General features: G+C 29.7%; 32 protein-coding genes. All 32 read left to right on the top strand.

Annotated features, from left to right (window positions below):
• Window positions 1-7 precede the first annotated feature (7 nt).
• The 32 genes from IPM32_07050 (at window position 8) to IPM32_07205 (ending at window position 26,556) form a co-directional block, all read left to right on the top strand.
• Complete coding sequence (locus tag IPM32_07050) at window positions 8-694, top strand: flagellar hook capping protein (GenBank protein MBK8945018.1); 687 nt, start codon at window positions 8-10, stop codon at window positions 692-694.
• A 9-nt stretch (window positions 695-703) separates the two neighbouring features.
• Complete coding sequence (locus IPM32_07055; GenBank protein MBK8945019.1) at window positions 704-1,078, top strand: flagellar protein; 375 nt, start codon at window positions 704-706, stop codon at window positions 1,076-1,078.
• 101 nt (window positions 1,079-1,179) lie between these two features.
• Complete coding sequence (locus IPM32_07060) at window positions 1,180-2,820, top strand: flagellar hook-basal body complex protein (GenBank protein ID MBK8945020.1); 1,641 nt, start codon at window positions 1,180-1,182, stop codon at window positions 2,818-2,820.
• 209 nt (window positions 2,821-3,029) lie between these two features.
• The gene (locus IPM32_07065) at window positions 3,030-3,605 is read left to right on the top strand and encodes a flagellar basal body-associated FliL family protein (GenBank protein ID MBK8945021.1); all 576 of its coding nucleotides are present in this window, start codon (window positions 3,030-3,032) and stop codon (window positions 3,603-3,605) included.
• Between the two features lies 1 nt (window position 3,606).
• Window positions 3,607-4,593, top strand: coding sequence for a flagellar motor switch protein FliM (gene fliM, locus IPM32_07070; GenBank protein ID MBK8945022.1), 987 nt, complete (start codon window positions 3,607-3,609; stop codon window positions 4,591-4,593).
• A 97-nt stretch (window positions 4,594-4,690) separates the two neighbouring features.
• Window positions 4,691-5,053 (top strand): flagellar motor switch protein FliN, encoded by a 363-nt coding sequence (gene fliN, locus IPM32_07075; protein MBK8945023.1) that lies wholly within the window; start codon window positions 4,691-4,693, stop codon window positions 5,051-5,053.
• The gene (locus IPM32_07080) at window positions 5,053-5,397 is read left to right on the top strand and encodes a flagellar biosynthetic protein FliO (protein MBK8945024.1); all 345 of its coding nucleotides are present in this window, start codon (window positions 5,053-5,055) and stop codon (window positions 5,395-5,397) included. Before fliN ends, IPM32_07080 begins: the two co-directional genes overlap by 1 nt.
• On the top strand, window positions 5,394-6,155 hold the full coding sequence (fliP, locus tag IPM32_07085) for a flagellar type III secretion system pore protein FliP (GenBank protein ID MBK8945025.1): 762 nt from the start codon (window positions 5,394-5,396) through the stop codon (window positions 6,153-6,155). The genes IPM32_07080 and fliP overlap by 4 nt, the downstream gene beginning before the upstream one ends.
• Entirely contained in the window at window positions 6,155-6,424 is a 270-nt protein-coding gene (gene fliQ / locus IPM32_07090; GenBank protein ID MBK8945026.1) for a flagellar biosynthesis protein FliQ, read from the top strand. The genes fliP and fliQ overlap by 1 nt, the downstream gene beginning before the upstream one ends.
• The gene (gene fliR / locus IPM32_07095; protein ID MBK8945027.1) at window positions 6,421-7,197 is read left to right on the top strand and encodes a flagellar biosynthetic protein FliR; all 777 of its coding nucleotides are present in this window, start codon (window positions 6,421-6,423) and stop codon (window positions 7,195-7,197) included. Before fliQ ends, fliR begins: the two co-directional genes overlap by 4 nt.
• A 1-nt stretch (window position 7,198) precedes the next feature.
• Window positions 7,199-8,284, top strand: coding sequence for a flagellar biosynthesis protein FlhB (gene flhB / locus IPM32_07100; GenBank protein MBK8945028.1), 1,086 nt, complete (start codon window positions 7,199-7,201; stop codon window positions 8,282-8,284).
• Between the two features lies 1 nt (window position 8,285).
• Window positions 8,286-10,325, top strand: a complete 2,040-nt coding sequence (flhA, locus tag IPM32_07105; GenBank protein ID MBK8945029.1) for a flagellar biosynthesis protein FlhA — start codon at window positions 8,286-8,288, stop codon at window positions 10,323-10,325.
• 1 nt (window position 10,326) lies between these two features.
• Window positions 10,327-11,430: an AAA family ATPase gene (locus tag IPM32_07110; GenBank protein ID MBK8945030.1), complete on the top strand. Its 1,104-nt coding sequence runs from the start codon at window positions 10,327-10,329 to the stop codon at window positions 11,428-11,430.
• Window positions 11,430-12,245, top strand: a complete 816-nt coding sequence (locus tag IPM32_07115; GenBank protein ID MBK8945031.1) for an AAA family ATPase — start codon at window positions 11,430-11,432, stop codon at window positions 12,243-12,245. Before IPM32_07110 ends, IPM32_07115 begins: the two co-directional genes overlap by 1 nt.
• A gap of 110 nt (window positions 12,246-12,355) precedes the next feature.
• Complete coding sequence (locus IPM32_07120) at window positions 12,356-12,565, top strand: hypothetical protein (protein ID MBK8945032.1); 210 nt, start codon at window positions 12,356-12,358, stop codon at window positions 12,563-12,565.
• A 19-nt stretch (window positions 12,566-12,584) separates the two neighbouring features.
• Window positions 12,585-13,217 (top strand): sigma-70 family RNA polymerase sigma factor, encoded by a 633-nt coding sequence (locus IPM32_07125; GenBank protein MBK8945033.1) that lies wholly within the window; start codon window positions 12,585-12,587, stop codon window positions 13,215-13,217.
• Between the two features lie 46 nt (window positions 13,218-13,263).
• Window positions 13,264-14,091, top strand: a complete 828-nt coding sequence (locus IPM32_07130) for an HDOD domain-containing protein (protein ID MBK8945034.1) — start codon at window positions 13,264-13,266, stop codon at window positions 14,089-14,091.
• A gap of 22 nt (window positions 14,092-14,113) precedes the next feature.
• Window positions 14,114-14,992 (top strand): HDOD domain-containing protein, encoded by an 879-nt coding sequence (locus tag IPM32_07135; GenBank protein ID MBK8945035.1) that lies wholly within the window; start codon window positions 14,114-14,116, stop codon window positions 14,990-14,992.
• Window positions 14,989-16,284 (top strand): hypothetical protein, encoded by a 1,296-nt coding sequence (locus IPM32_07140; protein ID MBK8945036.1) that lies wholly within the window; start codon window positions 14,989-14,991, stop codon window positions 16,282-16,284. Before IPM32_07135 ends, IPM32_07140 begins: the two co-directional genes overlap by 4 nt.
• Window positions 16,281-16,745: a hypothetical protein gene (locus tag IPM32_07145; GenBank protein ID MBK8945037.1), complete on the top strand. Its 465-nt coding sequence runs from the start codon at window positions 16,281-16,283 to the stop codon at window positions 16,743-16,745. Before IPM32_07140 ends, IPM32_07145 begins: the two co-directional genes overlap by 4 nt.
• Window positions 16,742-17,884: a hypothetical protein gene (locus tag IPM32_07150; GenBank protein ID MBK8945038.1), complete on the top strand. Its 1,143-nt coding sequence runs from the start codon at window positions 16,742-16,744 to the stop codon at window positions 17,882-17,884. The genes IPM32_07145 and IPM32_07150 overlap by 4 nt, the downstream gene beginning before the upstream one ends.
• An 8-nt stretch (window positions 17,885-17,892) precedes the next feature.
• Window positions 17,893-18,066 carry a hypothetical protein gene (locus IPM32_07155; GenBank protein MBK8945039.1) on the top strand — a complete coding sequence of 58 codons (174 nt, stop codon included), beginning with the start codon at window positions 17,893-17,895 and terminating at the stop codon, window positions 18,064-18,066.
• Window positions 18,063-18,770, top strand: coding sequence for a flagellar hook-basal body protein (locus tag IPM32_07160; protein ID MBK8945040.1), 708 nt, complete (start codon window positions 18,063-18,065; stop codon window positions 18,768-18,770). The genes IPM32_07155 and IPM32_07160 overlap by 4 nt, the downstream gene beginning before the upstream one ends.
• 13 nt (window positions 18,771-18,783) lie before the next feature.
• On the top strand, window positions 18,784-19,581 hold the full coding sequence (gene flgG, locus IPM32_07165) for a flagellar basal-body rod protein FlgG (protein MBK8945041.1): 798 nt from the start codon (window positions 18,784-18,786) through the stop codon (window positions 19,579-19,581).
• Between the two features lies 1 nt (window position 19,582).
• Complete coding sequence (gene flgA, locus IPM32_07170; GenBank protein MBK8945042.1) at window positions 19,583-20,221, top strand: flagellar basal body P-ring formation protein FlgA; 639 nt, start codon at window positions 19,583-19,585, stop codon at window positions 20,219-20,221.
• Between the two features lie 3 nt (window positions 20,222-20,224).
• On the top strand, window positions 20,225-20,794 hold the full coding sequence (locus IPM32_07175) for a flagellar basal body L-ring protein FlgH (GenBank protein ID MBK8945043.1): 570 nt from the start codon (window positions 20,225-20,227) through the stop codon (window positions 20,792-20,794).
• Window positions 20,795-20,803: 9 nt separating this feature from the next.
• Window positions 20,804-21,898: a flagellar basal body P-ring protein FlgI gene (locus IPM32_07180; GenBank protein MBK8945044.1), complete on the top strand. Its 1,095-nt coding sequence runs from the start codon at window positions 20,804-20,806 to the stop codon at window positions 21,896-21,898.
• A gap of 1 nt (window position 21,899) precedes the next feature.
• On the top strand, window positions 21,900-22,709 hold the full coding sequence (locus IPM32_07185) for a transglycosylase SLT domain-containing protein (protein MBK8945045.1): 810 nt from the start codon (window positions 21,900-21,902) through the stop codon (window positions 22,707-22,709).
• Between the two features lie 2 nt (window positions 22,710-22,711).
• Window positions 22,712-23,167 carry a flagellar export chaperone FlgN gene (gene flgN / locus IPM32_07190; GenBank protein ID MBK8945046.1) on the top strand — a complete coding sequence of 152 codons (456 nt, stop codon included), beginning with the start codon at window positions 22,712-22,714 and terminating at the stop codon, window positions 23,165-23,167.
• Between the two features lies 1 nt (window position 23,168).
• Window positions 23,169-24,527 (top strand): flagellar hook-associated protein FlgK, encoded by a 1,359-nt coding sequence (flgK, locus tag IPM32_07195; GenBank protein ID MBK8945047.1) that lies wholly within the window; start codon window positions 23,169-23,171, stop codon window positions 24,525-24,527.
• Between the two features lie 2 nt (window positions 24,528-24,529).
• Window positions 24,530-25,777 (top strand): flagellar hook-associated protein FlgL, encoded by a 1,248-nt coding sequence (gene flgL / locus IPM32_07200; protein ID MBK8945048.1) that lies wholly within the window; start codon window positions 24,530-24,532, stop codon window positions 25,775-25,777.
• A complete protein-coding gene (locus IPM32_07205) occupies window positions 25,777-26,556 on the top strand; it encodes a MotA/TolQ/ExbB proton channel family protein (GenBank protein ID MBK8945049.1) in 780 nt (259 codons plus the stop codon). Before flgL ends, IPM32_07205 begins: the two co-directional genes overlap by 1 nt.
• Window positions 26,557-26,559: the final 3 nt, after the last annotated feature.

Raw genomic sequence — 26,559 nt, forward strand, 5'->3', positions numbered from 1 at the left:
TTAAAAAATGATTGATGGAATTTCAACAACAATTGCAACAACACCAGAGTATGCAACTGAAAGTAAAAGCTCGTTAGATAAAGATGCATTTCTGCAATTAATGATCGCTCAGTTAAAAAATCAAGATCCGCTTGAACCGATGGATGGAACAGATTACTCGGCACAGCTTGCTCAATTCAGTTCTTTGGAACAATTAAAAAATATCAATGATAGTTTAAATAATAGTATTGATGCAAATTATTTATTAACGCAATCTGTTAATAATACAATGACCGCAACACTAATTGGTAAAAATGCAAAAATTGCCGCAGATACAATTGCTTATGAAGGCCAAGAAAGTACATCTTTTGGATACGAACTTCCGGCAAATGCAAGTGATTTGACAGTTGTTGTTAAAAATTCATCCGGAGTTGTTGTAAAAGAATTTAGTGATTTGGAAAAAACTGAAGGCATCTATAAACTTGATTGGGATTTTACCGATAATGAAGGTGATATAGTTCAAGAAGATGAATATACTTTTGAACTAAAAGCAAAAACTCTAAATGGTGAAGATATGACAGTTGCCCAATATTTAATTGGAACAATTGAGGGAGTTAGATTCGGAAGTTCGGGTACATCAATATTGGTAAACGGCTTAGAGTATTTAGTATCAGATGTTTTTGAAATTTTACAAAACGAACATAAGTCAAAATAAAGGTGAAAAATGGCAAACATGATTAATGGAATAAATGTTCCTTTTGTTCCAATAGTTAAGCCAGAGCATCCAGCAAATAATATTAAAGAAGGAAGTTCAAATTTTGACTCAATCTTTAAAACTGAACTTGAGAAATTAAAATTCTCAAATCATGCAACAAAAAGAATTGAATCAAGAGAACTGGAATTATCCAACGAAGATATTAACAAGCTGCAGAATGCCGTAATTAAAGCCGAAGCTAAAGGAGCAAAAGATTCACTAGTTATGATGAACAATAAAGCGTTCATTGTAAATATTCCAAACAAAACAGTAATTACAGCTTTAAATGTTGAAAAAAGTACTGAAAATATTTTTACAAATATTGACAGTGTAGTTTTTGCTTAAAATTAATTAACTAAATAAACGGGCGGGACCTTCAAAGGACGCCCAGATTCAACTGACCGACTGATGTTGAATCTTACTTAAAAAAACCTTAGGAGGTTAAAATGTCTCTTATTAATTCCCTATTTGCCGGAGTTTCCGGTATCAGAAATCATCAAGCAATGTTAGATGTTATTGGAAACAACATTGCAAACGTAAACTCAATTGGTTATAAAGGCAGTAGAGTTACTTTTAGTGATACTTTCAATCAATTTATTCGTTACGGAACTAACCCAACAGATACTGCCGGTGGTACAAATACTTTCCAAGTTGGATTAGGAATGAAACTAAATTCAGTAGATAGAAACTGGAACCAAGGTACATTTGAAAGAACCGGAATTACAACTGATTTAGCTTTACAAGGCGATGGATTATTTGTTCTTAAGAAAAATGGTGAAACTTTTTACTCAAGAGCCGGTGCATTTATATTTGATGCGGACGGACAATTAGTAAATCCACAAAACGGTGCAATTGTACAAGGTAAAGTTGCAACGGAAGACGGAACAGTTCCTCCCGGAAATAATTTAGAAAATATTGTAATAGATTCAAACTTAAGATTGCCTGCTGTTCCTACAACTGATATAGTTTGGGATGGAAATCTTGACAGTACTTCATCACTAACAAGATCAGAAGAATTCGTACAAACCGGAAATTTACAGAATAATGTTGCTGTTGGAACCGAACAAGCAAGCGAAGCTGTAGTTTATGATGATTTTGGTAATGAATATTCTTTTACAACAAGTTATGTTAAAACAGCAGATAATACTTATGATTTAACTTATGAATTATTGGATAGCGAAGGAAATCCGACTTCTCCGGCAGTTGGACCAGTAACAGTTGAAGTTGAATTTGATCCTGCTACTGGAACAATGACAACTTTTGATGGGGCGGCTCCAGTGGCATTTGATATTACTGAAACAAATTTGGGAATAAATTTTTCTTTTAATCCAACCGGTGTTGAAGAGGGTGCAACTAAAACTTTAAGTTCCGTTGTTGATAGCAACAGAAAACCTACAATTGTTGCCGGTACGGTTTCTATTTTTGATTCTTTAGGAAATGCTCATACGATGGAATTAAAATTTACAAAGATTGATGCAAACAACTGGAAATGGGTAACTGAAATGCCAGCAGCAAGCGGTACATTAGCTGGTGGCGAAGGAACTATTTCATTTAATTCAGATGGATCGATTGCTTCAATTGCACCAAATCCTCCGGTGTTAACTTTTTCACCAATTGGCGGTGCATCGCAGGAAAATATTGAATTGAATCTTGGTGAAGGTTTTGAAGGTATTACACAAATTTCCGGAAGTTCTGTGGTTTCAGCTGCTTCACAAAATGGTTCTGCAGCAGCTTCTTTAGCAAATATCAGTATTGATCAATACGGTTATATAGAAGGTGTATTTACAAACGGACAATCAAGAAAATTAGCTCAAATTTTGGTTTCAACATTTCCGAATAGAAATGCTTTAACATCTGTTGGCGAAAATATGTATACAATATCTGCAAATGCCGGCGAGCCATATATCAGTGAACCCGGAGAAACAAGTAATACAACAATTCAATCCGGCGCTTTGGAGCAATCAAACGTAGATCTTTCGGAAGAATTTACAAGAATGATTGTTTCACAAAGAGGTTTCCAAGCGAACTCAAGGGTAATAACTGTATCGGATACTTTACTTCAAGAAATTACAAATTTAGTTAGATAATATATTCAAAAAATGGGGACCAGTAAAATGATCCCCAAATTTCTTCCCTTAATATTATAATTTAGTAAAGTTGATCAAATGGTCAATATTCTACAATTACAATAAATCATAATATTAAAAAACCCACTTTTTTCTATTTAACTTAATTTTTTCTTCATTTTTGCTAATGGCATACCAATTGAAATTATAAATAAAAATTGGAGATAAGAATGGCCGAAGAAGAAAAAAAAGAAGCTAAAAGCGAAAAACCAGCTAAAAAAGGTTTCAACTTTAAAGTTATTCTAATTGGACTCCCACTTTTTATTGTACAACTTGTTTTGGTTTACTTTATTACAGCAAATTTTTTAGTGAAAAGTGCTCCAGCTGCAAATGAAAAACATGAAGGCGAAAATGTTGAACATGCGGAATCAGATGAAGCTGAGGAAGGTGAAGAATCAGAAGATTCCGAACATTCTGAAGAAGGTGATGAACATGGTAAAAGTGGAAATCAAATATTCAGTATTGAAGATTTAATAATTAATCCGGCTGGAACAAGCGGACAAAGATTATTATTACTTTCTGTAGGATTTGGAGTTTCGAACGAAGAAAAAGCAACAATGCTTAAAGAAAATGAAGTTGTGATAAAAGATATGATTCTAAATTCAATGTCGCAGAAATCATTATCAGATTTAAGCAGAGTTGAATTAAAAGATTCCTTAAAAATCGAAATTGCAAATCAAGTAAATAAATTGCTGCCAAAGGCAAAAATTAAAAATGTTTATTTCAGTAAATACGTATTAAATTAAAATGGCAGAAGTATTATCCCAACAAGAAATTGATGCGCTGTTAAATAGCGCAGATTCCGGTTCAACAAAAACCGAACTTGAAAATCTCAAAATAGAAAGAGAAGTTATTCCTTTTGATTTTAGATTGCCGAATCGTATTTCTAAAAATCAACTTAGAACAATTCATAATATAAATGAAAACTTTGCAGAAATGTTTAGTTCATTTTTAATGTCAAAACTTCAAACAATTGTAAATTGTAATGTAACTTCCGTAGATCAAATCTATTATTCTGAATATGTTTTGTCAGTTTCAAATCCCGCTTGCTTATTTACTTTTGATATTAACCAGACAGATATAAAAGGAATTCTGGAATTTAGTTCAGAATTTGCTCTTACTTTAGTAGATAGATTATTAGGCGGAAATGGAAAGGGTTCAAAAAACTCTCAAGTAATTACTCCAATTGAACAAAAAGTTTTGGAAGTTGTTATAAACAAAATTCTTCATGATTTAGGAAAAGCTTGGCAGATAATTGGTGATTACACTTTTAAGATTGATAAGTTTGAGCCGGATATAGATTTTGTTCAAATTACATCACAAAGTGAAAGTGTGCTTTTAATAACTTTTGAAGTTCATATCGGCGAACAAAGTTATATGATGAATTTATGTTTTGCAACATATGCGTTTGACACAATTTTATCAAAACTTACAAATCAAAATTTATCTTCTATTAGACCAATAAAATATGCCGGAACAACAGCACAGAATATTTTAACTGAACATCTGAAAAAAACCGAATTAAATCTTGAAGTAGAATTTGGAAAATCATCTATTAAATTCAGTCAGTTATTAAAACTAAAAATTGGGGATGTTATTTTATTGAATAATCAAGTTGGCGATGAAATAAAAATTAGTGTTGAAAAAAAGCATATGTTTTATGGTATTTCCGGAGTTGTAAACAATCACAAAGCAGTTAAGATTACAAAAAAGGTAGATAAAAGGAAAAACTAAAATGGCAAAGAATTTAGAAAATAATTCAGACAAATCTTCAATGAATGTTGAATCCAAAGGTCATGTTGATATGAGTGAAGAAGAAGCCGAAGCTCAAATGCTTGCTGCATTGGAAGCTGCAAATTCAGAATCATCTGTAAATGCAAGCGTTGCTGATTTCCCGAAATTTAATGAGTCGAAAAAACGTGGATTCTTTGAAGATGATAAATTAGAATTTCTTAAAGACCTTCAGCTAAATGTTTACATTGAACTCGGAAGAACCAAAATGGAAATTAAAGATATTTTGGAATTAGAAAGAGGATATGTAATTGAATTAGAAAAACTTGCAAGCGAACCGGTTGATGTTTACGTGAATAACAAAAAAATTGCAGAAGGTGAAGTTGTTGTAATTGATAAACATTTTGGAATAAGAATTACAAATCTATTAGAAGCAAACGAAAGACTGCAAGGTGTTAAATAGTGAAAGCATGGGATATTATTCAAATTTTTTTAATTCTTGCTGTTATGGTAGGAATTATGTACGGACTCTTATTTTTAGTAAAAAAATATTTATATACATTTGATAAAAAAGGAAATAATTCAGCAAAAGTTAAAATCATATCAACACAAGCACTACTTCCTAAAAAATTTGTTTCAGTAATTGAATTTAACAGCAACATTTATTTGCTCGGAATTTCAGAACAATCTGTAAATCTTTTAGATAAATTTGATGAAAGTAATTTTATTCAAGAACCAATTGATAATTCTGCAAAACCCAAACAAAATTTTCTAAATCTGCTAAAAGCTAATATGGGTATAAAATGAAAAAATATTTACTCATATTAATTTTCGTAATTTCAATTATCCCTTTTGAAAAGTACTTAATTGCGCAAAGTTCACAAACAATTCCAATTCCTAATATTGGAATTAATGTTGGTTCATCAGATAAGCCGGAAGATTTAGCAGTTACGTTACAATTATTATTATTGCTTACAATTTTATCTTTAGCTCCATCAATATTGATAATGACAACATCATTTTTAAGAATAATAATAGTTTTTAATTTCCTTAAAACAGCGTTGGGAACTCAGCAAATGCCGCCAAATCAGCTTTTAGCCGGTGTTGCATTGTTTATAACATTTTTTGTAATGACACCAACTTGGAATGAGTTTAATGAAAAAGCACTTCAACCTTATCTTGATAAAAAGATTACAATTCAAGAAGCTTATGATAAAGGGATTGAACCAATTAGTACTTTTATGTTAAGAAATACAAGACCGGAAGAATTAAAATTTTTTATTCAACTTGCAGATATGCCGCAACCAAAAAATCATAAAGATTTGCCGATACATGTTTTAATTCCAGCTTTTGTATTAAGTGAATTGCGCGCTGGATTTATTATTGGATTTTTTCTCTTCATTCCTTTTGTAATGGTTGATATGATTGTATCAAGCATTTTAATGTCAATGGGTATGATGATGCTTCCGCCGATGATGATTTCAATGCCATTTAAAATATTACTTTTTGTTTTAGTAGATGGTTGGAGTTTAATAATTGGATCAATAGTAAGAGGGATAAATTAATGTCAATAGATTTAGTAATAGAAATTCTAAGCGAAGCTTTTTTTGCGGTTTTATTAATTCTAATTCCAATTTTGGGTTCTGGATTAATAGTCGGAGTTATAATTTCTATTTTTCAAGCTGCAACTTCTATTCAAGAATCAACACTAACTTTTGTTCCGAAATTAATCATAACTGCAGTAACTATAATAATTGCTTTGCCATTTATTACAGATAAAATGGTTTCATTCACTCACAAAATTTTTAGTCTAATTGAAACGGTTGTAAAATGACGGGAATATTGATTGCAGATTTTCTAACCGGATTAATGATATTTATTAGAATTGGGGTTATGTTTTCTTTTGCACCGTTATATAGCAATACTTCAATACCAACATTGCTGAGATTAGCATTAGCATTGGTTGTAACGTATATTGTTTTCTTTAGTGTTGAAACTTATCCTTTTACCGAAAATGATCATTTCATATTTGTTATAATTTTTGCAATTAAAGAAGCGTTGGTTGGAATAACAATGGCATTTGTAATTAGCATTATATTCCAAGGTATTTCTTTCGCTGGTTTATTAGTGGGAAGAGATATGGGTTTGGCAATGTCTTCAATGTTTGATCCCGTAACCGGAGATGATGGAAATATTATAGCAACTTTGCTTTCAATGGCAGCAGTTATTGTTTTTATTTTAATTAATGGCCACCAATTTATAATTGAATCTTTGGCTTATTCATTCAAAGTTATTCCACTTGGTGGGTTTAAAATTACTCAAAATGCTTTGGATTTAATTATTAAATACAGTGGGAGTATTTTTATTTTATCAATAAAAATCTCTTCACCAATTCTTGTTGCATTTTTCTTAATTCATTTAGCAAGTGCAATAATTGCAAGAGTTAGTCCGTCTTTCCAAGTGTTTTTTGTTTTACTTCCTCTTAAAATTGGCTTAGGATTATTTTTAGTTGCTTTGGTAATGCCGCTCTATGTTTACCTTTTCAGAACTTTAATTTATGAATATGAAGAAAAACTATTTGAAATTGTTAAAGCAATAGGTAACTGAGATGGCAGAATTAGACGGACAAGAAAAGACCGAGCAAGCGACTAGTAAACGTCAGCTTGATACCAGAGAAAAAGGTCAAGCTCCTAAAAGTCAAGAATTAAATTCACTAGCGGTTTTTACTACTGGATTATTTGTTCTGTTTTTAACTAAAGATTATTTAGGCGGAAAATTATGGGATATAAGCGTTTATATTTTTTCATCGCTAGATACTCTTGAAATTAGTGCAGATATTCTTAGTATGTACATGATAAAAGGTGCATTGTTTTTTATTCTTTCTATGTTCCCGGTTTTTATTGGAATTATATTAGTTTCTTTAGCAGTCGGCTATGGTCAAGTGGGATTTAAAATTACACCTAAAGCACTTGAACCAAAATTCTCCAAACTTGATCCCATTAAAGGATTTAAGAATAGTTTTTTAACAACAAGACCTTTAGTTGAAACAATAAAATCAATTGTAAAACTAAGTGCAATAGGAATTTTCTCATATATCTTTTTGGAAGATATGATTCTAAATTCTATTGGATTAGTAAATTTCACAATACAAGAAATAGTTAATTACACAATAGAAAATTCAATTGATTTTTTATGGAGAGTATCGCTTGTTTATATAGTTATAGCTTTTTCAGATTTTGCTTATCAAAAATTTAAACACAAAAAAGATTTGATGATGACAAAGCAAGAAGTAAAAGAAGAGCGCAAACAAACAGAAGGCGATCCACAAATTAAATCTCAAATAAGAAGTAAACAAATTGAAATGGCACGAAAAAGAATGTTGGATGACGTTCCGAAAGCAGATGTTGTAATTACTAACCCAACTCACTTTGCTGTTGCTCTAAAATATGATATTGGAAAAAGTACAGCTCCAAAAGTAATTGCAAAAGGTCAAGATTTATTAGCACAAAAAATTAAAGAAATAGCTAAACAGCACAATATTCCTTTACATGAAGATGTTCAATTGGCAAGAGCACTTTACAAGGCATGTGAAATTGGTCAAGAAATTCCGGAAACATTATTTAAAGCTGTCGCTCAAATTTTAGCTTATATATTTAAACTTAAAAATGAGAAAAAAAGAAAAAGCATAATATAGTATGAGTAAAATTTTAAAAAATACCGATATTATTTTTGCATTTGGAATAATCTTTATTCTTGGATTAATGGTAATTCCATTACCGGCATTTCTACTGGACTTTTTCTTAGCATTAAACATTTCATTTGCAATTTTAATTTTAATTGCATCTTTATATATAAACACACCACTGGAAATTTCTTCATTTCCCGGATTACTTTTAGTCTTAACAATATTTAGACTTTCATTAAATATTAGCTCAACAAGATTAATTCTAATTGATGGATATGCTGGTGAGGTAATTGAAACATTTGGAAATTTCGTTGTTGGTGGAAGTTACATTGTTGGATTTATAGTATTCTTAATTTTAATAATTATTCAATTTATGGTAATTGTAAAGGGTTCCGGAAGAATTTCGGAAGTTGCAGCAAGATTTACTTTGGATGCAATGCCCGGAAAACAAATGGCTATTGATGCGGATTTGAATAGCGGAATTATTACCGAAGTAGAAGCAAGATCAAGAAGAAATGACATTGCTCGCGAAGCTGAGTTTTTCGGATCGATGGATGGTGCCTCAAAATTTGTAAAAGGCGATGCTATTGCAGGATTGATAATTAATGCTATAAATATTGTGGGAGGAATTCTAATTGGTGTATTACAAAAAGGATTAAACGTAGTTGACGCTTTACAAACTTACACAATTTTAACAATTGGTGATGGATTAGTTTCTCAAGTTCCGGCATTGTTAATTGCTACCGCTGCGGGAATGGTTGTAACAAAAAATTCTGGAGGCAAATCTTTAGATAGTCAAATGAAAGCACAATTACTTTCAAACCCAAGAGTTTTAGGAACAGTTGCTGGTTCAATTATTCTATTTGCATTAATACCCGGAATGCCCACAATTCCGTTTTTGATGTTAGGTGGTGGATTAGCAACCACAACATTTTTTGTTAATAAAAATAAGAAAACGGCACAATTATCAGAAAGTAAAGAAGTTGAAACAGCAAAAGAAGAAAAAGAAGAAAAAGTTGAAGGCTATCTACAAGTTGATCCGGTTGAAGTTGAAATAGGTTATGGACTTATCGCACTTGTAGATGATAGTCAAGGCGGAAATTTGTTTCAAAAAATTTCTTCTACAAGAAAATTTGTTGCACTTGAATACGGCGTATTGGTGCCGCCGGTTAGAGTTAGAGATAATTTACAACTTAAGCCAAATGAATATATAATAAAAATTAAAGGAAATATTGTTGCACATTATGAAATTTACTCTGATAGATTTTTAGCAATGAATTCCGGAAATATAACAGAAAAATTAAGCGGTATTCCAACTAAAGATCCTGCTTTTGGTCTTGATGGATTTTGGGTTTCAGATCAAGAAAAGGATAAAGCTGAATTAGTTGGCTACACAGTTGTTGATGCAGTTTCTGTTTTATCAACACATTTACAAGAAACAATTAAGAAAAATTTTGATAAAATTTTAACACGTCAATCTGTTAAACAATTATTGGAAAATCTAAAGCAAGAATATCCGGCAGTTATTGAAGATATAAATCCGGAATCTTTACCAATCGGCACAATTCAAAAAGTATTGCAAAGTTTATTGAAAGAATTAATACCTATAAAAGACTTAGTTCAGATTTTAGAATCATTAATTGATTATTCAAAAGTTACAAAAAATATTGAAGTACTTACAGAATACGTAAGACATTCGCTTGGTGATACGATTGCAACTTTATATAAAGATCAACACAATATTATTCATTCAGCGGCAATTGGAGAAGGTTTGGAAGAATATATTACAAATTCTTTATCTAAACAAGGCGATGCAACTCATACTTTAGGATTAACACCGGATATGTTAAATGCATTAAATAATTCAATAAATAATTTAGTAGGTAAATTTAGAAAACTTGGTTATCTGCCGATATTTATTACATCGGCAACAATTAGACCGTATTTATTTAGATTAATAAATTCATCTTTCCCGGATGTTGTAATTTTATCTTTTACAGAATTGCCGGCAAATATTGAAATTGAATTTATTGGAAAACTTGAGGTTTAAAATGCAGATAAAAAAATTTATTGGAACAACTTTAAAAGATGCAATTGCCCAAATGAAAGGTGACTTTGGCGATGAAGCTATTGTACTTGGCACAAAAGTGATTGAAGATTATTCTAAAGGTGTTGAACAAAAACTTTTTGAAATTACCGCAAGTTTAGATGAAGATGATAATCACAAAGAAATAAAAGTTGAAATTCCGAAAGTAAAAAGTTTTGATTCTGAAATGAAAAAACTTACTGAAAAGATTTATGGAGTTTCAAATAGTCAATCTTATTCAAATTCAAAAATTTCTCAACCACAAAGAAAAACAGTTGATTTAGATAAAATTCAATTTCAGTCTATTAAAAAAATACTAAGCGAAAAAGATGTTTCCGAAAAAAATATAAATAAAATTCTAAAATTAATTACTCAGTACGAAGCTTTATTTAATGATGAAAACAAAGATGAATATATTATTTCAACTTTGGCTTCTTTAATTCCAACAAGTGATTTTGAGTTAAATAAAGACGGCGGTCAAAAAGTAATTTCTATTGTTGGTCCAACCGGCGTTGGAAAAACCACATGCATCGCAAAACTTGCTGTAATTTCCAAAATACTTCACAATTTAAATATTGGATTAATATCAATTGATACTTACAGATTAGGGGCTTTAGATCAATTAAAAATATTTTCTGAAATTTCTAATATTGATTTTTTGGTTGCGTATGAACCAAAAGATATTCCAAAGTTTATGAAAAAGTTTAAAGATAAAGATATTGTATTTATCGATACTGTTGGACGAAGTCAGAATAATGCAAAATTACTTAATTCAATAAATCAATTTTTAAAAACGGTTAAAATAGATGAAACTTATTTGGTTCTAAACAGCACAAGCGATTATAAAATTATGTTGGATGTTGCAAAAAAATTCAAAGTGTTGAATTATAATGGATTAATATTTTCAAAATTGGATGAAGCCGTAACTTTCGGAAATCTGCTGAATCTTGTTGAGGAAATAAAAGTTCCAATAAAATATTTAACAAACGGACAAGTAATCCCAGATGATATAATTGCGGCAGATAATGAATTTATTGCAAATATGATTTATACGGGAAAAATAAATTAATGCTTGGACAAGCCAAAAGATTGTATGAGTTGAGCAATTTATTTCATGCGAAAAATGAAGTAAAAGAATCGACAAAGATAATATCGTTTACCTCCGGCAAAGGCGGAACGGGGAAATCCTTTATTTGCAGCAATTTGTCATTTCAACTTTCTGAAGAAGGAAAAAAAGTATTGCTTGTTGATCTTGATATTAATTTATCAAATATTGGAGCAATTTTTAATGTACATTCAAAAAAGAATTTATATCATTATCTAAATTATGATTACGATTTAGATGAAATAATTTTTAATTATTCTGAAAATTTGGATATCATTTTGGGTGAATCCGGAAGAATTGATCATCCGGAATTTACAGAGGAAAAAATCAATTTATTTTTAAGCGAGTTGAAAATTATTTCTGCAAAATATGATTATGTACTTTTTGATACTTCTGCTGGAATTAATAAATCAACACTTCAAATTCTTCAAAATTCTAATGAAATTATTATTGTAACTTCATCGGAACCAACTTCGGTAATGGATGGTTACGTAATTGTAAAAATGATGAAAAGTTTAGGATTTGAATCCGAGATAAATATTGTTGTAAATAAAACTTTTGAAAAACATGAAGGAATAATTGCATTCGAAAATCTTCAAAAAGCAGTTGACCATTTCCTAAAAAGTAAAATAAAATACTTAGGCGAAGTTTCATTTTCCAAAGAAGTAATTCAATCTATTAAAGATCAAATTCCATTGTGCAAATCGAAAAAAACTTCCGAAATTTCAAATCAACTTCAAGAAATTTCCTCAAAAATTAAAATACAAACAATTGGTTAATAATAACCAATTCGACATTCCAAAAAATTAGAAAACAATCCAAAATCAAATTAAAACAGCAAAATAATGTTGGTATATTCTTTGAAATTATAAGAACCGGAGGACATAAAATGAACAAAATAATATTAAATATCGGACTGCTATTATTTTTCATCTCGATAATAATATTTAGCCAGCAAGGCATGTTAGTTGAGGATATTTTAGTAAGATCATTCATCATATTTTTTGTTGCAACTTTACTATTAACCATTCTTGCCCTCACATTTATAAAAGCCATAAACAAAGCATCAATTGATAAACAAAAAAATTTCTTAAGCTAAACTTTAGGGATACAGTAATATGGATAATAGTACACTTTGGGCAGAATATAAAACAGAACCATCAAGTGTAGTTAAAAAACAGATAATGGTTAATTATACCAATCTAGTTCATTATGTAATCCATAATTCAAAATTTATGAATCTTAATGTTGTTGAAGAAAAGGATTACTTCCAGTTTGGAATTGAAGGATTAAGCGAAGCAATTGACAGATTCGATCCGGATTTTGGAACCAAATTTGAAACTTATGCAATTCAAAGAATCAGAGGAAAAATTATTGATGAATTGAGAAAACTTCAAATTAAGCCACGTGCAAATTATCAAAATCAAGATTCCAACAAAGTGATTTATAAAAATGTTTCAATTGACCAGCCTTATGATAACGATGACGGATTTACACTTTCGGAAATTATTCCTTCTGAATATGAAACTCCGGATGATGAATTTAATTCCAATGAACAAAAAGAATTGTTAGTTACAGCAATAAAAAATTTATCAGAAAGAGACCGTTTGATTATTACACTTTATTATTATGAACACATGAATTACAAAGAAATATCGCAAGCATTAGATATTACAGTTTCAAGAGTTTCGCAGCTACACAGTAAAATTATGAAAGATTTGAAAAAGCAAATTGAACATCAATATGACTAATTCAGCAACTGAAAATATTGAAGGAAAACAAGAAAGAGTTTATAGAATTCTTTCAACTGTTTACAATGTACCGAGCATTCCGCAAGTAATAATGGAAGTTTCTTCAATTATTGATGATCCCAAAACCAGTGCAAATATTCTTGGAAGAATGATAAGTCATGATCAAGGTTTAGTTACAAAAATTTTAACTGTTGCAAATTCACCATTGCACGGAATACCGAGAAGAGTTTCAACCATTGATTTTGCAATTGTTGTATTAGGATTTAACCAAGTTAAAAATATAGTATTAGCTTTATCAATGATGGATTCATTAAAAATTACCGGCGATTCTAAGTTTGATCAAAAGCAATACTGGCTTCACTCAATTTTAACAGCGGCAGCATCTAAAAAAATTGCTGATGATTTGGGATATCAAGCAAGCGGTGAAGTTTTTACAGCTGGACTTTTACATGATTTAGGAATTGCTATAATAAACAAATTTTTTACAAAAGAATTCAAAGAAATTTTAGAATCAGTAAAAAAACAAAATTTAACATACTTAGAAGCTGAAGAACTGCATTTAGGAATCACTCATCAAGAAATAGGAAGATATTTAGTTGATAGATGGAATTTACCGGTAGCAATTGCAGATGTAATTAATTTTCATCATAAACCATCTTTAGCTGAAAATAACAAGGAGCTTACCGCACTTGTGCATCTTGCTGATTATATGACTAAACAATTAATGATCGGGGATTTTAGTTGGGATAACACAGCAACATTAGATCCGGCAATAATAGAAATTTTAAGATTAGGAGATTCTGAATATTTAGAGAATTTCATTTTCAGCTATAAAGAATTATTTCAAGATCAAATCGACTCAATAAATTTATAACAAACAAAACAGGTGACTAAAAATGGAAGAACAAGTAAAACAAGACAGAAGGAGAAAATCAGAATTAGCATTATCTAATGTCTATAATCTGCCCGCAATGTCTGCAACAATGTTAGAAGTTTCAAAACTTCTTGATGATCCGACAACCAATACTGCAGCGCTTAGCAGAATGATTGGAAAAGATCAAGGATTATCTACAAAAATTTTATCAATTGCTAATTCACCACTTTACGGATTAACAAGAAAAGTTTCAACAATTGATTTTGCGATATTAATAATTGGCTATCAAGATATTAAAAATATTGTTGTTGCATTAACAATGGTTGATTCATTCAAAAACAAATCAGATAAATATCTTGATCAAAAAGAATTTTGGGTTCACTCAATGCTTGCAGGAACTGCATGCAAAAGAGTTGCTGAAGATTTGGGATTCAGAATTGGAAGCGAAGCTTTCGTTGCTGGTTTGCTTCATGATTTAGGTGTTCCGGTTATGCATAAATTTTTTAGAAATGAATTTGAAGCAATTTCTGAAGATATAAAAAATTTAAGTACACCATTGTTAGAAACTGAAAGAAAATATTTGGGATTGGATCATCAAGAAATTGGAAATTTCCTTGCCAACAAATGGCACTTGCCAGAACATTTATCGAACTGTATTCTTAATCATCATCAGCCAAGTTTAGCTGCTGAAAATGATGTGTTAATTTCTATAGTTCATCTTGTTGATTACATGACACAAAAATTAGAAATCGGTACTTTCTATTTAGATAAAGGAATCGAACTTGATAAATCAGTATTGGGAACATTGGGAATTTCATCGGATGAAGAATTAAATTCATTTATTGAAAGCTACCGTGAATTATTTACTAATGAAGTTAACTCAGATTTATTTATAAAATGATCTTACACAAACAAAATACTTTAAAGGTTGAACCATTCTTTAAATCGTTAGGTGAAATATCACTTTACAACGAAGAAAAATATCAACCGGAGTTGGTTTCTAATGAATTGAAACAGTTGGAAAAGTATTCTTACTTTATTCAAAATTTAATGGCTTTTGAAAAAGAAATCAAAAATGATTTTAATGTAAAAGTACTAATGGAAAAATTTCTTATTTACCTAAAAGGAATTATTCCAGTTAAAACAGTTTCACTTTTATTTTATAATGAGTTTACGAGAAAGCTTGTTCCGGTTGATGAAGATGAGAATGCAAGTATTGTTAAAAATATGAATCATTTTAATCAACAAGGAATTTTCAATTCAATTTATTCTGATAAAAAAATAATGACAGTTCCGGAACTTGAAAGTTATAATGTAAATGGTGCAAAATTATTTTATTTAATTTTTCCGGTTTACGATGAAAAGAAAAATTATGGAATTCTTTCAATCCTAACATCAATGAATGAAAAAAACATTAGTGAATTGGAAAAGAAAAACATAAATATGTTTCTGAATTTACTTCTCGGAAAACTTGAAAAAATTAAACTCAGTGAAAAGTTAAATGAAACTTATGAAGAGCTTCAAACTTATCAAGCAAAATTATCAAATGATTTCAGGCTATCCGCCATTGGAGAATTGACAGAAGGAATTGTTGAAGATATTGTAACACCTTTACAAGTAATTACAAGCAATGTTGATATTCTAAAAACTGAATTTAAAAACAGTGCTGAATTAAACCAGATTAAATCTCAAATAAAAAAAATAAATGTTGTAATTGGCAGACTTGTAAAATTTGCCGATGTTAGTCAAAAAGACGTTAAAATTAAACCATGCAATCTCAATGAAATAATTAAAGAATATTTTTATTTAATTAAATCAACTTTAGAGAATGCAAACTTTGAATGTATTCTTGATTTTGAAGAAGATTTACCTTCCATACTTAGTCACCCTAATTACATATATCAGTTGTTGACAAATGTTTTCACCGTCATCAAAAGTTATAAAACAAGAAAAGGCGGAATCATTCTTCAAACAAGATACAAATCAGATAATATAATTTTAAGAGTAATTACAACTAGCGGTATATCCGATAAAGATATTTCCAATAAAGAAGATGTTCAGAAAAATTTATCATTAAATATTATTAAGAATTTAATGAAAAAACATGAAGGTAATTTAGAATTTGATTCATTTGAAAATAGCGGTGCGGCTTTGGTATTAAAATTTCCACTAAAAAGAAAAATTAGAAAATGAAAAAATTGATTTTAATAATATTTGTTTTAATGAATCTGAATTTGCAATTATTTGCACAAGATGCACCGAAAGTTAATTCAAGTAATAAAATAAGCGAGTTAAATTCTCTTAATCAACCAATAATTTCATACAGTACAGAAAAACTTTTAACAAACAGTATTATAATTATTGAATTTTTGCTTTTAGTTATGATTTTATTTTATTGGAAAAAATCACGTAACAATTCCAGAAATAATTATAATAAAAATTTTAAGAAAAATATTGAAGCACTCAGAAATGAAAAACTAACTTTTACAAAAAATAAAATTGAAAGAAAAAAAATAAAATTATTTGCAAAAGTTATTAAGGGAGTTGAATTAGATTCTGCAATAGTAAACAAGAAAGCACGTGAATTAAATATTGGTAAAGGTGAAATATTATTGGCGGCAAGAATTCATAAATTATCTCAGCAAATAGGATGAAAAATACAATTAAAAATATGATTGATTTTGAATTACTAACAAGAGTTAGAAATTCTGTAAACGCTGATTTATTTTTACCAGAAAAAAATAATTTAGTAAGTATAATTCCATTAGAATTTTTTAGTCACTCTTTAAAAGTTTTAATTGATGGAAAAATATTTATTGCAGAAATTGATGAAAAGATTCCGTTAAAAGCTGAATTAATTGCTTTTGTTGTTGAAAAAAATCCAATTACGCTTTCATTAAATCTCACTCATTTATTAACAAAAAATAAAAACATACTTTTCGAACAAATAAGTGAAATATTTAAAATAACCAATACAGAAAGGTTCAAAGAGCTAATCTCAAAAATTATTTTAGAAGAAAAGCCGTTAATAAAATCAAAGTATCTTCAATTAGAAAAAATCACTCAAAGAATTAAGGTTAAAGATTTAGAATTGACTCTTCTCATTAATTTAGTTTGGAAATATTCTGAAAAAGAAATTCCCCAAATTTTAGATCTGTATGAAAACTTATTTGCAATATCTTTTTCAACAGTATGCAAATATTTATTCAATTCGATAAAAAATTTATTGCTGAATCAAGAAGACATTTATTTGTTAAATGAAGTTAACTCTAAATTAATTTATGATACGAAAAGAGAAAACACTTCGGCACTTCAAAATAAGTCAGAAATATTACTTAATCTTATAAAATATTTTAATGATTCGAATTATATATCAACGGATATCGATGAATTTATAAAATTTAGCTCAATTTATATTTTGCAGAAATCAGTATTTAAGGATTACGATTTCTATCCGGATTTTGTTGTTATAAAAAGAGGAAGCGGACTATCATTTATAAAATATAACATAAAGAAACTTTATTTATCAAACGGGTTACCTTCTTACAAATTAGAATTTGAACATGGTGAAATTCCGGCAAAGGTTAAAGGATTTTTAAGAAATAATTTTCTTGTTGGCAGTATTGATATTGAAAAATATGATAGCAATATATTGCAAAAAGAAATTAATGATTTGAAAAATGGAATTAACGAAAAATGGCAAATAAAAACTGAACTAAATATTAATGAAGATCAAATTTATTTTGCTGAAAATAACTTTCATAAAAATGGAATAAATAAACTTGTATCGTAATTATTGTTATGCTAAATCTAATTATTGAAATTGCTAAAAAAATAAAATTGATAAAAAGTGAAAATATGATTTTGCAAAATTCGATTTCTAAAGTTGCAAAAGAAGATAAAACAATAAAAATAATTGCAAAAGAATTTTCGGAATTTTTAATAAGAATACAAAATAACTTGGAAAGAAAATGATAAAAGGTTTATACAATGCATCGAAAAGTATGAATGACAAAATTCATAACATACAAATTGTTGCAAATAATCTTGCCAACCTAAGTACAAATGGGTTTAAAAGAGAAATACCTTTTGCAGAATATATGGAAAGAGCCGAAAATCAAGGTGTGAAACAAGTTACGGATTTTTCGGAAGGTGAATTTATTGAAACAGACAATCCGCTTGATTTTGCAATTTCAGGCAAAGCATTTTTTGCAATCAACACAGAAAAAGGAATTGAGCTTACAAAAAATGGGCAGTTCATAATTGATGATGAAGGATATTTATCTACAAAAGATGGTAATAGAGTCTTAGGTGAAAAGGGAAATATCAATCTTGATGAACTAATGCTAAAATCAAAAGGTGAAGTAACAGTTACTGATGACGGTCAAATTAAAGTTGGAAAATATTTTGTTGATTATTTAAGAGTTGTAAATGTTGAACAACCAGAAATGTTGGAAAGATCAGATAACCAAAAATTTTATTACTCAGAACAAGAATTCAATAATGTTGATCGAAGTCAGTTTAAAATTCATCAAGGATTTATTGAAGGCTCAAATACTAATCCTATATTGGAAATGCAAGCAATGATACAATTACAAAAAGATTTTGAAGCATCACAAAAAATGATTACTTCATTGGATGGAATGTTAAGTCAAAGTAAAGAAATTGGAAAAACATAAGAGGAAAAAATAAATGCCAACAAGAGCTTTAAGAAGCGCGGCTTCCGGAATGTATGCGCAAGAAATTAATATTCAAGTTATATCCAACAATATTGCTAACATGAATACAACAAGTTTTAAGAAAAATAGAGCTGAGTTTAAAGATTTGATTTATCAAGAAATTTCTGCGAATCCTCAAAACACTGTAATTCCAGGTTCGATTGAAAATACAAATACAAAAATACAAGTCGGAAGCGGTGTTAAGCCTTCTTCAACACAAAAAGTTTTTGTACAAGGTGATTTGCAGCAAACTGGCCAGCAGCTTGATGTTGGAATTAATGGTGATGGTTTTTTCCAAGTTAGAAAAAGTGACGGTACATTTTCTTATACAAGAGACGGTTCATTTAAAATTTCAGCAGAAGGTTCAATAGTAACATCTGATGGTTACGTTTTAGAGCCAGGATTTGCAATTCATGAAGATGTAAGAAGTTTAAGTATTTCAAGAGACGGAGTAATTACATCAACCGAAGTTGGTGGTGACATAGTTGAATTGGGTACAATTGAACTTGCAAAATTTGTAAACCCCGGGGGTTTACATGCAATCGGCGATAACTTATATGATGAAACCGAAGCTTCCGGTTCACCTATTCTTGGACAAGCTGGACAAGAAGGATTTGGTGAATTGAATCAAGGATTTTTAGAATCTTCTAATGTTGATATTGTTGAAGAAATGATTTCAATGATATCAGCACAAAGATCATATGAAATCAATTCTAAAACTGTTAAAACTGTTGAAGAAATGATGTCAATAGCAAATAACTTAAAAAGATAAAATGATTTTAGCATTTAAAATATTGTTAACTACAATTCTTTTTTTTAATAACGCTGATGTTATTGAAAAGTATTTGAAAAAACATCTTACTAATGTTAAAAAGTATGAATATAAAATTCCCAATCATACAATGGATGAAATTATACCGGATGAAAGTCGTGAATTTAGACTTGAAAAAAATTACGCATATATTCCAGTAAATATTTTTAACGGAAAGGGAGAAAAAAAACAAGGGATTGTAACAATAAAAATTAAATTATTTCAAGATGTACTTGTAACTTCAAGATATATTAATAAAAATGAAGAATTAAGTTTAAACGATTTTAAAATTGAAGAAAAAGAGGTTTCAACATTAAGAGCTGAACCGATTTTAGATTTTAAAAACATAAATAAATACAGAGCAAGAATAAATATTTCTTCAGAATCTATAATAGAAAAAAATATGATTGAAATTATTCCAGATATAAAAAGCGGTGATAATGTTAATGCAATTTACAATAAAGGAATAATTCAGATAAGTTTTAATGCTACTGCAAGATCCGAAGGAATTATTGGCGAAATAATAAAAATAAAAACTGACGATAAAAAAATATTCAAAGCAGAAATTTTAAATAATAATACTGTAAAAATAATTGAGTAAAAAATGAAAAAGTTATTTGCATTGTTTTTAGTTATTCCAATTTTGATAAATGCACAGAATATGAGTCAAAATGGATTTAGATCTTTATTTTCAGATTACAAAGCTGCAAGTCTTGGTGATGCAATTACAATAATTGTTGTTGAATCTTCTGAAGCATCAAATGAGGCAGAAAAATCAACCGGTAGGGAAAGTGATATTGGATTAGGCTTAGATGGGGGATTAGATGCAACAGCATTGCCTAGTGTTGATTTAGATTTAGGTTCCCGAAACGATTTTAAAGGAAGTGGTTCCGCAAAATCTTCCGGAATGGTAAGAACAAAACTAAGTGCAATGATTGATTCGGTTTTATCAAACGGACTTCTGCGAATTAAAGGCAGTAGAAAAATTGTTATAAATGATGAAGAACAAATGATTACAATAAGAGGAATTGTAAGAACCTCAGACATTCAGACAGACAACACAGTTTATTCGTATAATATTTCTGATGCTGAAATTATTTTCCAGAGTGAAGGTCAAATTAAAAATATGCAAGACCCGGGCTGGATAACAAAACTTTTCCATTGGTTATTCTAGAGGGAAACTATGAAAATTTATAAATCAATTTTAGTAATTATTTTTTTTACAAATATTATTCATGCACAAAGAATAAAAGATATTGCATATTTCAAAGGAATTAATTCTGAGCAATTAATTGGTTACGGTTTAGTTGTAGGTTTAAGTGGAACGGGTGATAGTTATCGATCAACATTTACGGTACAATCTGTAACAAGTATGTTAAAAAGATTTGGAATAACAGTTCCGGATGCAAATTTAAGAACGCGAAATGTTGCAGCAGTTATGGTAACGGCAAAAGTTATTAATCTTGCAAAACAAGGAAGTGAATTTGATGTTTCGGTCTCATCAATGGGTGATGCAAAAAGTTTAATGGGTGGAACTCTTTTAATGACACCACTTTCCAAAAGCGATGGTAATGTTTATGCAATGTGTCAAGGGGCAATATCCATTGGCGGATATGATATAAATACAAGCAGCGGTGGAAGAGTTGCCAAAAATCATGCTTTAAGCGGCAGAATTCCAAATGGAGGAGTATTAGAAAAAGCAATTCTTGAAGAGGGTTTTATTCCAACCGAACTTAGTGTTGTTTTAAAAGAACCAGATTTTACAACTTCAAAAACAATTGCTGATTCTATCAATGCAGTTTTTGGTTCAACAGTTGCTTCAACAATTGATGCGGCAGAAGTATCTTTGGCAATTCCAGCTGGAGAAAATAATATAACCGATTTTTTATCAAGAATAGAATTAATAAATGTACAGAAAGATGTAATTGCTAAAGTAGTATTGAATGAAAGAACCGGTACAGTTGTTTCTGGAACGAATGTAAGAATATCACCGGTTTCAATTTCTCATGGAAGTTTAAATATTACAATTAAATCATTTCCATTAATTTCACAGCCGTCACCTTTTTCACAAGGTAACACAGTACTGTTTAACAATCAAGTTCCGGATGTGAAAGAAAATGAAAATGAAACAAGTACATATACAATAAACGGAGCATCAAATGCACAAGAAGTTGCAACAGCTCTAAATTCATTAAAGGTTTCCCCCAGAGATATAATTGCAATTTTCCAAGCACTAAAGGAAGCTGGTGCACTAACTGCTGAATTGGTAATAATGTAAAATGAATTCTTTAGAATTGAAAATAACGAAACCGGAATCTCATATTAAGCAAGGGAAAATTGCAGGTGATAGGTATTCTAAAGAAGAGAAAACCAAATTAGCTCAAGCTTCAAAAGATTTTGAAAGTATGCTAACAGCAATGATGTTAAAAAGCATGACAAAAACTACTGATGGATTATTTGGCAATGAGAATTACGGCGGTGATGTTTTAGATGTATTGTTTGAAACTGAAATTGCAAAACATATTTCTAATTCAAAAGGGATGGGAATAGCAGATAAAATTTTTAATTCTATGACTGGCGACAATATTAAAGATTACAACAAAAAAAATGTAAAAAATAATAAAATAAACGAAGTTGATGAAAATGTTACTAAAGCAATAAAAGATATTGAAAATACTAAGCCAAGCAATAATGCACTAAAAAGAATAGAGAAATTTGAACCAATAATTAATGAAGCATCACATAAATATGATGTTGACAAAAAATTAATTAAATCGATAATACTTACAGAATCTGCCGGAATTGTTAATGCGAAATCTAAAGCGAATGCAAAAGGTTTAATGCAGTTGATGGATTCAACAGCTTCGGATATGGGAGTTATTAATCCGTTTGATCCGAAAGACAATATTAATGGTGGTGTTAAATATATATCAAAATTGTTAAAACAATTTGATGGAAATACAAATTTGGCGCTTGCGGCATACAATGCCGGACCGGGAAATGTAAATAAATATGATGGTATTCCTCCATTTAAAGAAACTCAAAATTATATAGCAAGAGTAAATAATTACTTAAATATTTTGGAATGAAAATGAATATTGAAAAATTGATAACAGTTTTAGAAAAGCAGAACATAAATCTCGAGAAATTATTGCAGTCTGCATTGGAAAAACAAATTGCACTTGTAAATTGCAGTAATAACAGTATAAAAGAATCTGTTTCAAAAGAAGAAAAAATACTTTTATCAATTCAAATTACAGAAGAAAATAGATTAAAGCTGATGGAAGAATTATTCAATGAACTGAAAATTCAAAATACTCGATATAAACTTGAAATACTTTTGGAAAATATAAAGAGTAAAGTGGATGATAAAATTTATAAAATTATTAAAACTCTTGAATTGAGTATAAAAAAAACTATTAAAGAAATTCAAAAAGTAAACCAACAAAATTTAACACTTATTCAGCAATCAAGAAGTTTAATTAGTGAAACAATTACAGCTGTACTAAATTCGAAGAATAGAGCTATTGTAGATAGGAAAGGATGAAATGGCACTAAATAGTATTTTCGGGATTGCAAAATCCAGTTTGTTTGCACATCAGCAAGCATTATCTGTAACATCAACAAATCTGGCGAACGCAAATAATCCGGCTTACAGCAGACAAGTTGTAATGTTTGGAGCAACTCCACCAGACCACAGAGCTGTATTTTCATTTGGTACCGGTGTTGCAGTTGATGAAGTTCTAAGGATTAGAAATCAAGTTACAGATACTCAAATTAGAGCAAACAATCAAAATTATTATGATGCTAATAAAAGATCATCAATGCTTAAGCAAGTTGAAAGTATGTTTTCCGAACCATCTGAATATGGTTTATCAAATTTAATAAATTCATTTTTTAACTCTTGGGATGAACTTGCTGTTGACCCATTGTCCTCTGCATTAAGAACAAATATTGTTCAATCTGCTCAAACGCTTTCGGAAAAAATAGAAAGTATTCACAAAGGAATTAGTCAAACCAAAATTGATGTTAAAAACGAAGCTGGTGCAATGGTTGATACAATTAATGGAATAGTGGAACAAATTCATATTACAAATAAACAAATTTATGAAGCTTCAGTTGTTGATCATTACGCAAATGATTTAATAGATAAACGTGAATCATTAATTGATGAATTAAGCCAGTATGCAAGTATAAATGTTTACTATGATAAAAATAATGTTGCAAATGTTTCAATTGGCGGAATGTTTGCTGTAGATGGATTGCATCATGTAACTTTTGATCTAGTTCAAGATGGTGAAACAATTTCTTTAATGAATGAAGAAAAATCTGCTTCTGCCACTTTGCAAGGCGGTGAGTTAAATGGGTTACTAAAAATATTTAATGATGAGCTCCCGGATCAACTTGAAAAATTAAATATTCTATCAACAACGTTAATGGATAATGTTAACAGTATTCATGAACAAGGACATACACTTACAAATCCTTCTAAAACCGGAATTAAATTCTTCTCACATTTGGAAAACGGGGTTCTTTATATAAATGAAGAGATTTTGAAAGACGGCAATAATATTGCTGCAAGCAGCGATGGAACAAGCGGCGATAACAAAATTGCTTTGTTGATGGCTGAACTGCAAAACTCTGAAGTTCTTGATGGAAATACACTTTCAGTAATGTACTCAGAGTTAATAAGCGGAATTGCAAATGAAATAAATCTGCAAGAGCAAAATGCCGAATCTTATTCTTTGGTTTTAAATCAGCTTCAAAATCAAAAAGCGGAATATTCCGGTGTTTCAACTGATGAAGAAATGGTAAATGTTATGCAATATCAAAGATCTTATGATGCCGCGGCAAAATTAATAAACGTTGCAGATGAATTATTAGAAACTTTAATTAACTTGGTATAATTATGAGAGTTCCGGATACTTTACTTCAAACAAATTTTATGAAAAATGTAAGCAAGAATAAAAGTACACTTGCAGAAATTCAGTATCAGCTAACAACACAAAGTAAAATTAATAAACCTTCAGATAATCCACTCAGCAACTCAAGAATTATGAGAATTCAAAATCAGTTAAGTAATATTGAAACTTACAAAAGTAATATAAATTATGGCCTATCAATGGTTGATGATGCAATATTATCTATGGAAAATATGCAGACAACAGTTCAAAATACAATGATTGAACTAACAAAATTAAATTCTGCAATTGTTACTGATGAACTTGATTCATTTGCGACCGGCATTGATTCGGCTATTGAAATATTAGTCGATTTGGCAAACAGTGAATTTAATGGTCAATATAATTTCAGCGGAACAGAGAATAGCTCAAAACCATTTTACTATGATAAGGCAAATAATATTGTTACAAATAATAGTCATATTGGCGGAGATAGAGTTGTAAAAATAGCTTCTAGTATAACACAAAAATTTAATATTTCTGGAAAGGATTTATTTTTAAGCGTTGTTAAACAAAATGGAAACCTAAATTCATCTGCCGGAGTTGGTGTTGACCAAACAACATCAAATAAAATTTATGATTCAGAAGGCAATGAATATACTTTAAATTTAACTTACACATCAACTTCTGCTAACACCTATGATTTGAATTATAATATTGTTGATCAAGATTCAAATGTAATTTCAAGTGATACGGTTTCTGATATAACTTTTAATTCCGCAACCGGAGAATTTGAATCAATTAGCGGTGATACTTTCGGAGAAGTTAAAATACAGAATACTGCTAATAAAATTGATATTGTTTTAGATTTAGATTCATTGACTGAAAAAAATTCTGTTACGGAACTAAATAATTCACTAAATCAAAAAGCAGATATTTTCAATACATTAATATCAATAAAACAAAAATTGTTATCCGGTGAAAAACCAACTGCCGAACAGCAACAATTAGTTGAAGATTTTAATCAACATTTATTAAATAAACTTTCCGAAGCCGGAGGTATTTCTAATAAATTATCAGACACTCAAGAAATTTTATTGAACAAAGAGATTGAACTCACAGAATTATTATCTATAGAAAAAGATGTTGATGTTGCAAGAGCTTTACTTGATTTGGAAAATTCCCAATACGCATTAGATGTGAGCTATAAAATATCTTCGATGATATTACCTAAATCATTACTGGATTATATGTAATGCTCAAAAAAAGCGGAAGTCTTTACGGGTTAATATTAGGATTTATTTCAATTTTTGGTGCTTTTTTGCTGGAAGGCGGATCCTTCAATGCACTTTTTCTATTGCCGGCGATGCTTATTGTTTTTGGCGGAACTTTTTCTGCTACAATTATTGGTGTTGGAGTAGAAAAATTTAAAAAAATATTTATGTTAATTAAATTGGCTTATTTTCCACCAAAGTATGATATTAAACAATTAATTGATGGATTTGTAAACGTTGCAGTAAAAAGTCGCCAAGAAGGAATTCTTTCGATTCAAAGCCAATTAAGCAAATTATTGTATCCTTTCCCCAAAAAAATGATGCACTTTGTAATGGATGGTACAGATCTTGAACAATTAGAATTAATTGCCTACGGTGAAATAAGAGCAATGGCAAATAGACATAACCAGAATATTTCAATGTTCAGCAAAATGGGAGGTTACGCACCTACGATGGGAATTATTGGAACAGTTATGGGTTTAATAATGACTCTAGCCAATGCCGGAAAGGATCCAAATACTTTAATTCATAATATTGCAACCGCTTTTATTGCAACATTGTGGGGAATTCTTAGCGCAAATTTAATTTGGTTACCAATAGCAGATAAACTAAAACAATGTCACTTAGACGAAAAACATATGATGGAACTTTCATTAGAAGGAGTGATGGCTATACACAGTGGGGAAATCCCATCGATAGTAAAGTCACGGCTAATGAGCTTCTTACCTCAAAAAGAACAAGGATCAATAGGCGTAAGATAGAAG

Source organism: Ignavibacteriota bacterium, from assembly GCA_016716225.1.
Classification (GTDB): Bacteria; Bacteroidota; Ignavibacteria; order Ignavibacteriales; family Melioribacteraceae.

Coding starts and splice junctions, on each gene's coding strand:
- IPM32_07050 (MBK8945018.1), top strand. CDS start 8: ATGATTGATGGAATTTCAACAACAATTGCAACAACACCAGAGTATGCA.
- IPM32_07055 (MBK8945019.1), top strand. CDS start 704: ATGGCAAACATGATTAATGGAATAAATGTTCCTTTTGTTCCAATAGTT.
- IPM32_07060 (MBK8945020.1), top strand. CDS start 1,180: ATGTCTCTTATTAATTCCCTATTTGCCGGAGTTTCCGGTATCAGAAAT.
- IPM32_07065 (MBK8945021.1), top strand. CDS start 3,030: ATGGCCGAAGAAGAAAAAAAAGAAGCTAAAAGCGAAAAACCAGCTAAA.
- fliM (MBK8945022.1), top strand. CDS start 3,607: ATGGCAGAAGTATTATCCCAACAAGAAATTGATGCGCTGTTAAATAGC.
- fliN (MBK8945023.1), top strand. CDS start 4,691: ATGCTTGCTGCATTGGAAGCTGCAAATTCAGAATCATCTGTAAATGCA.
- fliP (MBK8945025.1), top strand. CDS start 5,394: ATGAAAAAATATTTACTCATATTAATTTTCGTAATTTCAATTATCCCT.
- fliQ (MBK8945026.1), top strand. CDS start 6,155: ATGTCAATAGATTTAGTAATAGAAATTCTAAGCGAAGCTTTTTTTGCG.
- fliR (MBK8945027.1), top strand. CDS start 6,421: ATGACGGGAATATTGATTGCAGATTTTCTAACCGGATTAATGATATTT.
- flhB (MBK8945028.1), top strand. CDS start 7,199: ATGGCAGAATTAGACGGACAAGAAAAGACCGAGCAAGCGACTAGTAAA.
- flhA (MBK8945029.1), top strand. CDS start 8,286: ATGAGTAAAATTTTAAAAAATACCGATATTATTTTTGCATTTGGAATA.
- IPM32_07110 (MBK8945030.1), top strand. CDS start 10,327: ATGCAGATAAAAAAATTTATTGGAACAACTTTAAAAGATGCAATTGCC.
- IPM32_07115 (MBK8945031.1), top strand. CDS start 11,430: ATGCTTGGACAAGCCAAAAGATTGTATGAGTTGAGCAATTTATTTCAT.
- IPM32_07120 (MBK8945032.1), top strand. CDS start 12,356: ATGAACAAAATAATATTAAATATCGGACTGCTATTATTTTTCATCTCG.
- IPM32_07125 (MBK8945033.1), top strand. CDS start 12,585: ATGGATAATAGTACACTTTGGGCAGAATATAAAACAGAACCATCAAGT.
- IPM32_07135 (MBK8945035.1), top strand. CDS start 14,114: ATGGAAGAACAAGTAAAACAAGACAGAAGGAGAAAATCAGAATTAGCA.
- IPM32_07140 (MBK8945036.1), top strand. CDS start 14,989: ATGATCTTACACAAACAAAATACTTTAAAGGTTGAACCATTCTTTAAA.
- IPM32_07145 (MBK8945037.1), top strand. CDS start 16,281: ATGAAAAAATTGATTTTAATAATATTTGTTTTAATGAATCTGAATTTG.
- IPM32_07150 (MBK8945038.1), top strand. CDS start 16,742: ATGAAAAATACAATTAAAAATATGATTGATTTTGAATTACTAACAAGA.
- IPM32_07155 (MBK8945039.1), top strand. CDS start 17,893: ATGCTAAATCTAATTATTGAAATTGCTAAAAAAATAAAATTGATAAAA.
- IPM32_07160 (MBK8945040.1), top strand. CDS start 18,063: ATGATAAAAGGTTTATACAATGCATCGAAAAGTATGAATGACAAAATT.
- flgG (MBK8945041.1), top strand. CDS start 18,784: ATGCCAACAAGAGCTTTAAGAAGCGCGGCTTCCGGAATGTATGCGCAA.
- flgA (MBK8945042.1), top strand. CDS start 19,583: ATGATTTTAGCATTTAAAATATTGTTAACTACAATTCTTTTTTTTAAT.
- IPM32_07175 (MBK8945043.1), top strand. CDS start 20,225: ATGAAAAAGTTATTTGCATTGTTTTTAGTTATTCCAATTTTGATAAAT.
- IPM32_07180 (MBK8945044.1), top strand. CDS start 20,804: ATGAAAATTTATAAATCAATTTTAGTAATTATTTTTTTTACAAATATT.
- IPM32_07185 (MBK8945045.1), top strand. CDS start 21,900: ATGAATTCTTTAGAATTGAAAATAACGAAACCGGAATCTCATATTAAG.
- flgN (MBK8945046.1), top strand. CDS start 22,712: ATGAATATTGAAAAATTGATAACAGTTTTAGAAAAGCAGAACATAAAT.
- flgK (MBK8945047.1), top strand. CDS start 23,169: ATGGCACTAAATAGTATTTTCGGGATTGCAAAATCCAGTTTGTTTGCA.
- flgL (MBK8945048.1), top strand. CDS start 24,530: ATGAGAGTTCCGGATACTTTACTTCAAACAAATTTTATGAAAAATGTA.
- IPM32_07205 (MBK8945049.1), top strand. CDS start 25,777: ATGCTCAAAAAAAGCGGAAGTCTTTACGGGTTAATATTAGGATTTATT.